Genomic DNA, 10,554 nt, shown 5'->3' with positions numbered 1-10,554 from the left:
AGCATGCAACGCATCCGATGGGTACTGGCGACGGCGATCCTGTGCAGCCCTGCGGCATGGGCGGCGACACCGGCCAGCCCGCCTTCCGGCATCGACCTGGCCGGCATCGACCATGGCGTGAAGCCGGGCGACGATTTCTTCCGCTACGCCAACGGCCAGTGGCTGAAGACCGCGCAGATTCCCGCCGACCGTTCCAGCACCGGCACCTTCCTCAAGGTGTTCGAACGGGCCGAGAAAGACACCGCCGAGCTGATCCGCAACGCCAGTGCCAGCCACCCGCCCGCCGGCAGCAACGCGCGCAGGATCGCCGACTACTACGCCGCGTGGATGGACACCGCCACCATCGAGCAGCACGGCCTGGCCCCGCTCAAGCCGGAGCTGGCGCAGATCGACGCGATCAGCTCGCGCGAGGACCTCGCCCGCGTGCTGGGCAGCCGCCTGCGCGCCGACGTCGACCCGATCAACGCCACCCACTTTCACACCCAGAACCTGTTCGGCCTGTTCGTGACGCAGGGGCTGGAAGATCCCTCGCACAACATCGCTTATCTGCTGCAGGGCGGCCTGGGCATGCCCAGCCGCGACTACTACCTGTCCAGCGACCCGCACATGCTGGCAACGCGCGGCAAGTACCTGACCTACATCGGCGTCCTGCTGAAGCAGGCCGGCATCGCCGACGCAGCGGCCAAGGCAAGAACCGTCCTCGACCTGGAGACCAAGATCGCGAAGGCGCAGACGGACCTGCTCGACAGCCAGGACATCCACAAGGCCAACAACCTCTGGCGCATGGCCGACTTCGCGCGGAAGGCGCCGGGCCTCGACTGGGCCGGCTACTTCAAGGCCGCCGGCCTGGACGGCCAGCAGCAGATCGACACCTGGCAGCCGAATGCAGTGACCGGCTTGTCGGCGCTGACCGCCAGTGAGCCGCTGCAGGCGTGGAAGGACCTGCTGCTCTTCCACACCATCAACCAGAGCGCCGGCCTGCTGCCGAAGGCCTATGCCGACCTCAGCTTCGACTTCTACGGCCGCACCCTGCAGGGCACGCCGCAGCAGCAGCCGCGCTGGAAGCGCGCGGTCGGCGCCACCAGCGGCGACCTTGGTGACGCGGTGGGCCAGCTCTACGTCAAGCATTACTTCCCGGCGTCGTCGAAGGCGGAAATCGAGCAGTTGGTGAAGAACCTGATCGCTGCCTTCAACGACCGCATCGACACCCTGAGCTGGATGACCCCGGCCACGCGCGAAAAAGCCAAGGCCAAGCTCGCCACCCTGCGCGTCGGCGTGGGCTACCCGGACAGCTGGCGCGACTACAGCTCATTGCAGATCCGTGCCGACGACGCACTCGGCAACCACCTGCGCGCCGACAAGTTCGAGTACGAACACCAGCGCGCCAAGCTCGGCCAGCGTGTCGACAAGGGCGAATGGTGGATGACCCCGCAAACCGTCAACGCGCTGAACCTGCCGCTGCAGAACGCGCTGAACTTCCCCGCCGCGATCCTGCAGCCGCCGTTCTTCGACCCGCATGCCGATGCCGCCGCCAACTACGGCGCGATCGGTTCGGTGATCGGCCACGAGATCAGCCACAGCTTCGACAACATGGGCGCGGAGTTCGACGCCGAAGGCCGCCTGGCGAACTGGTGGACGCCGGAAGACCTGGCCCACTTCAAGGCCGCCGGCCAGCAACTGGCGAAACAGTTCGACCAGTACGAAGCGCTGCCCGGCCTGCACGTCAACGGCGAGCAGACCCTGGGCGAGAACATCGCCGACGTCTCCGGCCTCACCATCGCCTACCTCGCGTACCACAAGTCGTTCGGCGGCAAGCCAGCCCCGGTGATCGACGGCCTGACCGGCGACCAGCGCTTCTTCCTCGCCTTCGGCCAGACCTGGCGCGGCAAGATCCGCGACGCCGCCCTGCGCCAGCGCCTGGCCACCGACGTGCACGCGCCCGGCGACTTCCGCGCCGAAACCGTGCGCAACCTTGACCAGTGGTATCCCGCCTTCGACGTGAAGCCGGGCGAGAAGCTGTACCTGGCGCCGAAGGATCGGGTAAAGATCTGGTAGGCGTTTGCCACCGCTGAAAACTAAGGGCCGCATGCAACTGCGGCCCTTTTGCGTGGTGCTCGAGCGGTTGTGGCCACAGGCGACTCCGCCAGAAAACCGGCCGGCAACCAGGACCTACTTCTTCCTGGCTGCCCGCTGGGCAAGCGCTGCGCCATTGGCCGCCACCGCGGCGCGGATGAGTTGCCTGAAGGCAGTGGCGTTGACCTGCTCGCCTTCGCGCAAGTCGATCGCACGCCGCGCGTTCCCTTCCAGACTGGCGTTGAAAAGCTTCTTCGGGTCGCTGATGGCGGCACCGCGGGCGAAGGTCAGCTTCACATACTGCTTGTACGACTCCCCGGTGCAGACAATGCCGTCATGCGACCACACCGGCGTTCCCCCTGACGTCGGCTTGGCCCATTTCCATTCCTCTAGGATCCCGGGGTCGGCTTCGTGGATGAGCTGGCGGACACGCGCGAGCATCTCGCCCCGCCAATCCCCCAGCTCCTGAATCCGCCGGGTGATCTTCTCTGCCGCGGTCTCGCCATCCGGATGCTCTGTCGGCTCCATGTTTTCTCCCTTCCCGTTTCGGGCCTGCGCAGGCGGGGGAAGGAGCATAACCCGCCATGTCGCGGGCGTTGCGCCCAGGCCATGGCCTAATGTATAACATGCGTTATAACAAACCATGGAGACCGCCATGAAGCTGAAGATCACCACCATCGGCAACTCCGCCGGCGTCATCCTGCCGCGCGAACTGCTGGCCCGCCTGCGCCTGGAAAAAGGCGACGAACTGTTCGCCCTGGAAACCCCCGACGGCATCCGCCTCACCACCTACGACCCCACCCTGGCCAGGCAGATGGAAGTGGCCGAGGAAGTGATGCGCAAGCGGCGCACCTTGCTGCACAAGCTGGCGCAATAGGCAGATGAACATGATCATCTGGATCGAACGACCACTCGCCATCGCGATCCACGAACGCCAGTTGGCCGAACATGGCGGCGGCATCGGCGTGCGCGATGAACACCTGCTGGACTCGGCGCTAGCCCGCCCGCAGCAAGCGCATGCCTATGGCGATCCGCCGCCTGATCTTGCCGACCTGGCCGCCAGTCTCGCCTTCGGCCTGGCCCGCAATCACCCCTTCGTCGACGGCAACAAGCGCACGGCGGCCGTGGCTTGCGAAACCTTCATCATGCTCAACGGGGGTGTCCTGGCTGCCGATGACCTAGAGCTGTATCCGCAGTATCTCGCCCTCGCCGAAGGCAGCCTGACTGAAGCCGAATTCGCCGCATGGCTGCGCCAGCACATCAGGCTCGACACCGGTTCAAGCGTCAACGAGCCACCGGTACGCTACGCGCGCTGAATCCGCCTACCCACAGGACATGCGCGCCCGACCATGCTCAGTCCTGCACCATGCCGATCGTGTGCAGCCACGCTTCGGCCAGCTTCGACCAGCCGGTGATCGGGTTCGCGGTGGGACGCAAACCGAAGGCATGGCCACCATGCGCATACAGGTGCATTTCCGCCGGCACCTTCGCCTTCGCCAGTGCCGTGTAGTAGACCAGCGACTGATTCACGCCATCCACGTAATCGTCTTCCGCCTGAACCAGAAACGTCGGTGGCATTTTGCTGGAGACCGGCACGTTGGGATTCAACTTGTCATCATCCGTGGCGAGATGCCCCGGATAAATCGGCATGGCGAAATCCGGTCGTGCGCTTTCCCGGTCGGCCGCATCCACCGGCGCATACAGGTGGCGATCGAAGTTCGTGCTGATCTCCGCCACCAGGAAACCACCGGCCGAGTAGCCCAGGACGCCGATCCTGTGCGGATCGACGTGCAGCGCGGCGGCTTGCGAACGCACCAGCCGCATCGTCCGCTGCACATCCTGCAACGAGGACACCGACAAGGCGAAGTTGTGCGGACGGCAATCGCACTTCCAGTCGTAAGGCAGGCTCGGTACGCGATACTTCAGCAGCACGCAGGTGATGCCACGCGAGTTCAGCCAGTCGCAGGTCTCGGTGCCTTCCAGGTCGATGGCAAGGATCTGGAAACCGCCGCCGGGAATCACGACAACCGCCGTGCCCGTATTCTTCCCTGTGGGCGCATACACCGTCATGGTGGGCCGCGTGACATTGGTCACCGCCGTCACCGGTTTGCCCGCCAGCAGCTTCTCGCTCACCGTCGCCGTTTCCGGCCCGGGCACCGGCTGCAGATCCGGCGCCGCACCCGGCCATATCGATACCTGCGTGTGCCCGGCAGCAGGCTGCCAGACCGGGGTCTTCGCCTGCACGCTGGTGCACAGCGCCAGCAGTCCAAGCGCAGCGATGCAAAATTTCATGGCGACTCATCCTTGCTGGTGCGTGGCCAGGCGGCATGTATGGGACGGGAAATCAGCGGGAGCGCAGCGTGCCTATCTTGCGTGAGGTATCGGCCCGGCAGCGGCAGGTTTTGTGGCTTTCCCGGGATGCGTCGCCGACAGCAGCCTGCGCAGGGATTCAGCCGCCCTGCGCTCCCTCGATACCCAGCCCGTCGATGCTGGCGATCCCGGCCGAATCGAAACCGGCCAAGGCACTGAACCGCCGCCCCCGCTCCGCATAGTCCTTGAACTGATCGAAGCTGGGCGCTCCTGGCGAAAGCAGGATCACGCCCGCAGCGGGGGTGCAGGCCCTGGCCTCGGCGACCGCCGCTGCCAGGTTGTCGACCAGGGTCAACGGACAGGCGACGCCTGCTGCGCGCAAGGCTTCGGCGATGCGCGCGCCGTTGCTGCCCATGCAGACGATCGCGTGCGCCGGGGCGTTGCGCATCGCCTCGACGAACGGCGTCCAGTCCAGCCCGCGGTCGTGGCCGCCGACCAGCACGGTTACCGTGCGACCGTGCAGGCTTTCCAGCGCGGCCAGCGTGGCCAGCGGCGTGGTGCTGATCGAGTCGTTGACCCAATGCCAGCCGTCGTGTTCGCCCAGCGGCTGCAGGCGGTGCGGCAGCGGGCGGAAGCTTGCCAGTGACGGCGCGGCGGCCAGCGCATCCATGCCGATCACCTCCAGCGCAGCCAGCGCGGCGCAGGCGTTCAAGGCGTTGTGCAGGCCGGGCGCGGCCAGTTGCGCCACGGGGAATACCTGTTGCGTGCCGCGGCAGATGACCTCGCCTGCAACGTGCCAGCCTTCGGCCTGGCCGAACAGCAGGCGCTGCGGATGTGAGCCGGTGAGGGCCAGCAGATTCGGCTGCAAGGCGTTCACCAGCAGATGGCGCGACACGTCAGCCAGCTTCAACTTGTCCGCCACGTAGCGCTCGCGCGAGCCGTGCCAGTCCAGGTGTTCCTCGTACAGGCTGGTAATCACGCCCAGTTCCAGCGGGCCGGCTTCGCCGGTCTGGAAGCTGGACAGTTCGATCACCCACAGGTCCGCACGCTGATCGAGCAGCTCCAGCAACGGCAGGCCGATATTGCCCGCCAGCGCGGTGCGCACGCCAAGCGCGCGTGCCAGATGCGCGATCAGCGCGCTGGTGGTGCTCTTGCCCTTGGTGCCGGTAACCGCGATCACGCGCGCATCCGGGTTCTCGCCGAACCACAGCGCAGTGCCGGAAGTGAACTGCGTGCCCTGCGCCCGCGCCGCGAGCAACGCCGGTTTGTAGGCCGAGATGCCGGGCGATTTCACCACCACGTCGAACTGGCCCAGCGTCGCTGCATCCGGTTCGCCGGCGACAACCTCGAGCGCGGCATCGAACGCGCGCGCGGCGTCGACTTCGGCGGCGCTGCAGAACAAGGTCAACGGCTGCCCCGGCAACCGCACGCGCAGGGCCTTGATGACCGCGTGACCTTCGCGCCCAAAACCCCAGATCGCCACCCGGCGATCGGCCAGGTCAGCGATGCGCATCAACCGATCGCCGCCAGTGCCGCCTGCAGTCGGACCGGCACGCGATGCTCCGGCGACGGTTCCAGCCACGGCTCCAGTGCCAACTGTGCGACATCGAGCTGCGGCAGGATCTCGCTGCGGAAACGTTCGACCAGTGCGTCTTCCTGCCATTCCGGCCGCTGGCTCAGTGCGTACATCGCGGCGCGCGCCTCGGCGCCCTCGCCCACGCATTCGAACGGCTTGTGGTCCTGGTATTCCAGCAGCGCGTCGAAACCGGCGGCCTGCGTTTCATCGTCGAGCAGGTTGCGACCGAAGATCGCCAGCAGCCGCGGCTTGGGCAGGAACGGCGCCAGCGCCAGGAACACGAAGTGGCATTTCGGGCACTGCCCGCACCAGCGGTCGACCGGCTTCGGGCCGAGCAGCTTGAAGTTGCGGTTGCAGCTGGAGAACACGTCGAAGTACGGCGTCAGTTTCGCGAACGCGCGGGTGATCGCCAGCTCCGAATACGGTCGCAGCAGCGAGCAGTAGTCGAGATCGGCGGCGACGTGGCTGTGCAGCCAGTCGCCCAGAAGGCGCTCGAACGCGAGGCTCTTGCTCCACTGGTGATTCACCTGCTGGCCGTCGTATTCCAGCGTGGCTGCCGAGGCGGAGCGTTCGTTGGCAAAGGCGATCGAATCGTAGCCGTACAGGATCGCCGCCACGGCGAGGATCGCCGAGTTCACCGCGGTCACCGGGATATGCCCGTTCCACGCGCCCAGCCGGTTCAGCTCGAATAGGCCCGGCGCCAGCTCGCGCTGGATGTTCAGCGTGGGCAGCCCGGTGCGTTCGGCGCAGGCCGCGATCAGCGCGGAATTGCCGACCCACACCGCGGTCGCCTCGCGGCCGATGGCCTTGATCGCCTCCACCGCCACCAGCGAATCCTTGCCGCCGCCGATCGGCACCAGGGTACGCCTGGGCAGATCGAGCGCGCCGACCGAGGGCGCACTGCCACCACGCGAACTTGCCGATCTTTCCACGCCAAGGCGCGGAAAGGCGATCCGACCACGCAGATCCAACCCGTTGCGATAGGCAAACTCGGCCAGGCCGTGCAGATACAGTTGGTCCAGCAGCTCGGCGGTGGCATCGTCGAGCGGGCCATCGGCCAGCTCGATCTGCGGCGGCACGCCGGCCTTGTAGTAGCTGACGCCGGCGATCAGGTGCAGCAGCTTCAAGGCGGCGTCGAACGCCGCCGCACGCGCGGCCGGCAGCGCCGGCGCCTGCGGGAAACGGATGCGCTCGACCAGTTCCTCGCCATCGTCGAACGCATACGCCAACTCGGCCACGCCGTCGGCGTAGCTGCAGCGCACGAAGCGGAATACCTGGGTCAGGCGCGGCTGGATCGTGTGGCTCACATCTTTCTCCATCGCCCGCATCACCGGAGCGAACAGGCTGATTCTAGCTTCGAGCGGTACCGGTCCGATGGCTTTCGGCAGGCAAAGGGCGGGACAAACGACGATCCTGCGACTTTCGCCCACCCCCATGGACAGGCAAACCAGGCGAACCCCGGGTCAGGCTTCGATCACCACTTCGTCGGCCTCGTCGCGCAGGTTGTAGTGCGAGGACATCACCTTGCCATAGGCGCCGGCCTGCGCGATCAGGATCACGTCGCCCTCCTGTGCCTCCTGCAGGCGGCGGTCGGTGCCCAGCACGTCGCCCGACTCGCAGATCGGACCGACCACCTGGTACAGCGCCGTGGCCGGTTCGCCCAGCCGGCTCAGGTTGACGATCTTGTGCCAGGCGTCGTAAAGCGCGGGGCGGATCAGGCTGTTCATGCCGGTGTCGACGCCGAGGTAGCGGAAGCCGCCCTTGTCCTTCTGCTGGGTCACCCGCGTCAGCAGCACGCCGGCGTCGGCCACCAGGTAGCGGCCCGGCTCGATCCACAGCTGATATTGCGGATAGACCGCCTTGACCTCGCGCAGCGCACGGTCGAGCGCGGCGATGTCCAGCGGCGCCTCACCCGGATGCGCCGGCACGCCGAGCCCGCCGCCGATATTGAGGAACACCACGCTGCCGATGCGCTCGGCCAGGCTGGCCAGCTGCGCGTACACCTCGCCCCAATGCGCGGCATCGAGCACGCCCGAACCCAGGTGTGCATGCAGGCCGCGCACGCTGACGCCATGCGTCTCGGCCAGCTGCAGGAACAACGGGAGCTGATCCAGCGGCAGGCCGAACTTGCTGCCACTGCCGCCGGTACGCACCTTTTCGTGATGGCCCAGACCGCGGCCCAGGTCGATCCGCAGCACGATCTCGCGGCCGCGGAACAATTCGCCCCAGTGCTGCAACGGGTGCAGCGCATCGAGCGTGACGGTGGCGCCGATGCCCAGGGCCAGCACGTAGTCCTCGCGCGGGGCGAAGTTCGGCGTGAACAGCGGCGGCGCCACTTCCGGCACGATCGCGCCCACCGCGACCAGCTCGCCGGGCGAGACGCATTCGAACGCGAAGCCCTCCTCGGCCAGCGCGCGCAGGATCGCCGGATGGGTGTTCGCCTTTACCGCGTAGTGGAAACGGTCCACCGCCGCCAGCGACTTCAGCTCGCGCGCCTGCTGGCGCACCGTGGGCAGGTGGTAGACGTAGCGCGGCGTGGCTTCGGCGGCCAGCTGCAGCAGGCGCGACCGCTGCGCCTCGCGCCACCACGCCGGCACCGCTGGAACGACTTCGCCGCCGCCATACAGCATCTGCCAGCTGGGGCCGAACAACGCGCTGTCGTCGGTTCGCAGCGCGCCGGCGCCGATCAGCAGGTCGTGCAGGTGCGGCAGCAGCGCATCGACCACTTCCTCGTCCACCACGAAAGTGAGGTTCAGGTTGTTCGACGACTGCGAAATCATGTGCACGCGCAACTGGCCGAACTCGGCCAGCACGCCGGACAAGGTGTGCAGCAGCGAGCGCATGCCGCGGCCGACCAGGGTGATTGCCGCGCACGGCGCGATCACCTTGACCCGGCACACCTTGGCCAAGTCACTGGCGAGCGCAGCGATCGCGTCGGAATCGAGCAGGTTCTCGGTGGGGTCGAGCGACACGGTGACGTTGGTCTCGGCCGAACCGATCAGGTCCACCGACAGGCCATGCTTCTTGAACTGGGCGAACACGTCGGCGAGGAAGCCGACCTGCTGCCACATCCCCACCGACTCCATCGAGACCAGGGTGATGCCCTTGCGCGCGCTGATCGCCTTCACGCTGGGTGCGTGCGCGCGCACCTCGGGACCGATCACCGTGCCCTCGAGCTCGGGGCGGTTGGTGTCCTTGATCAACAGCGGCACGCGCGGTTCGCGCAGCGGCGACAGGCAACGCGGGTGCAGCACCTTGGCGCCGGTGGAGGCGATTTCCTGCGCCTCCTCGTAATCCAGCCGCTGCAACAGGCGCGCGCCCGGCACCTGGCGCGGGTTGGCGGTGAACATGCCCGCCACGTCGGTCCAGATCTCCACCCGCTGCGCCTTCAGCAGCGCACCGAAGTACGCGGCCGAGGTGTCCGAGCCGCCGCGGCCGAGCAGCACGGTGCGGCCATGCTGTTCGCGTGCGATGAAGCCCTGGGTGATGAACACCTCGCCCAGCGCGGCGAGTCGCGCATTCAAAGCCGGGTCCGGCTTCGCCTCGACCATTGCCGACAGCAGCCGGGTGCGCTCGTTCTGGCTCGGCAACGCGACCGCCGCCAGGCACTCGCGCGCGTCCAGCCACTGCGTGGGCAGGCCGCTGTGGCTGAGGAACGCCGCGCCGAGTGCGCTGGACATCAGTTCGCCGTGCGCCTGCACCTGCGCCTGCCAGGCCAGCTCGCCGCGCGCCGCGGGGCCGTCTTCGGCCAGCCGCGCCAGTTCGCCCAGCCGCTCGCCGAGCGTGTCCGGCAACGCCAGTTGCATGTGCTCCAGCAGGTCGTAGTGACGTTGCGCAATCGCGCCGGCCGCCGCCTTGCGTTTGTCCTGCCCGCCCTCGCCGCACAGCTGTTTCAGCGCGTCGGTGATACCGGTCAGCGCGGAAACGACGACCAGCACGCGCGCGCCTTCGGCACGGCGGCTGGCGACCAGTTCGCGGATGTTCTGCCAGCGGGGAAGCGTGGCGACACTGGTGCCGCCGAACTTCATCACGATCCAGGGGGCGTCGGCGGAGAGCGGCGCGGGGTTGGGCGGGGTCACGAGGGTTCGCTTTCGGTGGTTGGGATTTGGAATCGGGTCAGTGTTGCGCTGCGTCATCGCAAATGCAATGGGTAGCGGCTTATGGAGCGTTTGGACGTATGGACGTCTGAATGGTTTTCTGATCCCTCCCCTGCCTGCTCCAAGGGATTTCTTCGGTCGCAGGTGAGGGTCGAAGTGGGGTTCTCCGGGCTTTCGGTGACGACGCCAAAGGCTGCATCGACCGGAAGGCTTTCGAGTGGCACTTTGGGGCTTTCGGGTGACCGTGTGCTACCCCTCCTCAATCCTCCCTCCCGCAAGGGGACTTCCTTCGGTCGCTGAAGGAGAGGAGGCGAACGCCACCCGGGCCTCGCGCCCTGCTCCCTCCCCTGCTTGCAGGGGAGGGCTGGGGTGGGGTGCTCTTGGCTTTTGATCGTGACGGTCGAGATTGCCTTGTGTGTCGAGTGTTTGCGTGGCGCTTTTGGGCTTTGCGGCAACCCTGGGCTACCCCTCCTCAATCCTCCCCTAAAAGGGGAGGAG

At 67.1% G+C, this 10,554-nt stretch carries 8 protein-coding genes; 3 read left to right on the top strand and 5 right to left on the bottom strand.

Annotated features, from left to right (window positions below; translation table 11 throughout):
* Positions 1 to 3 precede the first annotated feature (3 nt).
* A complete protein-coding gene (locus tag QQA13_RS03625) occupies positions 4 to 2,055 on the top strand; it encodes a M13 family metallopeptidase (RefSeq protein ID WP_108472764.1) in 2,052 nt (683 codons plus the stop codon).
* A 114-nt stretch (positions 2,056 to 2,169) separates the two neighbouring features.
* On the opposite strand, the gene QQA13_RS03620 is transcribed toward QQA13_RS03625, so the two are convergent.
* Entirely contained in the window at positions 2,170 to 2,601 is a 432-nt protein-coding gene (locus tag QQA13_RS03620; RefSeq protein ID WP_108472818.1) for a DUF1801 domain-containing protein, read from the bottom strand.
* 127 nt (positions 2,602 to 2,728) lie between these two features.
* Between QQA13_RS03620 and QQA13_RS03615 the strand changes: the two genes are divergently transcribed.
* Together QQA13_RS03615 and QQA13_RS03610 are read left to right on the top strand one after the other, a co-directional pair.
* On the top strand, positions 2,729 to 2,950 hold the full coding sequence (locus tag QQA13_RS03615) for an AbrB/MazE/SpoVT family DNA-binding domain-containing protein (protein ID WP_027493385.1): 222 nt from the start codon (positions 2,729 to 2,731) through the stop codon (positions 2,948 to 2,950).
* Positions 2,951 to 2,960: 10 nt separating this feature from the next.
* Positions 2,961 to 3,389, top strand: coding sequence for a type II toxin-antitoxin system death-on-curing family toxin (locus tag QQA13_RS03610; RefSeq protein ID WP_108472817.1), 429 nt, complete (start codon positions 2,961 to 2,963; stop codon positions 3,387 to 3,389).
* A gap of 37 nt (positions 3,390 to 3,426) precedes the next feature.
* On the opposite strand, the gene QQA13_RS03605 is transcribed toward QQA13_RS03610, so the two are convergent.
* The 4 genes from QQA13_RS03605 to QQA13_RS03590 form a co-directional block, all read right to left on the bottom strand.
* Positions 3,427 to 4,365 carry an alpha/beta hydrolase gene (locus tag QQA13_RS03605; protein WP_108472763.1) on the bottom strand — a complete coding sequence of 313 codons (939 nt, stop codon included), beginning with the start codon at positions 4,363 to 4,365 and terminating at the stop codon, positions 3,427 to 3,429.
* A 157-nt stretch (positions 4,366 to 4,522) separates the two neighbouring features.
* Entirely contained in the window at positions 4,523 to 5,896 is a 1,374-nt protein-coding gene (murD, locus tag QQA13_RS03600; RefSeq protein WP_108472762.1) for a UDP-N-acetylmuramoyl-L-alanine--D-glutamate ligase, read from the bottom strand.
* Entirely contained in the window at positions 5,896 to 7,266 is a 1,371-nt protein-coding gene (gene murL, locus QQA13_RS03595) for a UDP-N-acetyl-alpha-D-muramoyl-L-alanyl-L-glutamate epimerase (RefSeq protein ID WP_108472816.1), read from the bottom strand. Before murL ends, murD begins: the two co-directional genes overlap by 1 nt.
* Positions 7,267 to 7,422: 156 nt before the next feature.
* A complete protein-coding gene (locus QQA13_RS03590) occupies positions 7,423 to 9,987 on the bottom strand; it encodes a bifunctional aspartate kinase/diaminopimelate decarboxylase (protein WP_108472815.1) in 2,565 nt (854 codons plus the stop codon).
* Positions 9,988 to 10,554: the final 567 nt, after the last annotated feature.

The organism is Rhodanobacter thiooxydans, assembly GCF_030291135.1.
Classification (GTDB): domain Bacteria; phylum Pseudomonadota; class Gammaproteobacteria; order Xanthomonadales; family Rhodanobacteraceae; genus Rhodanobacter; species Rhodanobacter thiooxydans_A.
This window is presented reverse-complemented; position numbering and strand designations above follow the sequence as displayed.

Excerpts from the sequence above, each read along its gene's own strand:
- QQA13_RS03625 (WP_108472764.1), top strand. The coding sequence starts at position 4 with ATGCAACGCATCCGATGGGTACTGGCGACGGCGATCCTGTGCAGCCCT.
- QQA13_RS03620 (WP_108472818.1), bottom strand. The coding sequence starts at position 2,601 with ATGGAGCCGACAGAGCATCCGGATGGCGAGACCGCGGCAGAGAAGATC.
- QQA13_RS03615 (WP_027493385.1), top strand. The coding sequence starts at position 2,729 with ATGAAGCTGAAGATCACCACCATCGGCAACTCCGCCGGCGTCATCCTG.
- QQA13_RS03610 (WP_108472817.1), top strand. The coding sequence starts at position 2,961 with ATGATCATCTGGATCGAACGACCACTCGCCATCGCGATCCACGAACGC.
- QQA13_RS03605 (WP_108472763.1), bottom strand. The coding sequence starts at position 4,365 with ATGAAATTTTGCATCGCTGCGCTTGGACTGCTGGCGCTGTGCACCAGC.
- murD (WP_108472762.1), bottom strand. The coding sequence starts at position 5,896 with ATGCGCATCGCTGACCTGGCCGATCGCCGGGTGGCGATCTGGGGTTTT.
- QQA13_RS03590 (WP_108472815.1), bottom strand. The coding sequence starts at position 9,987 with ATGAAGTTCGGCGGCACCAGTGTCGCCACGCTTCCCCGCTGGCAGAAC.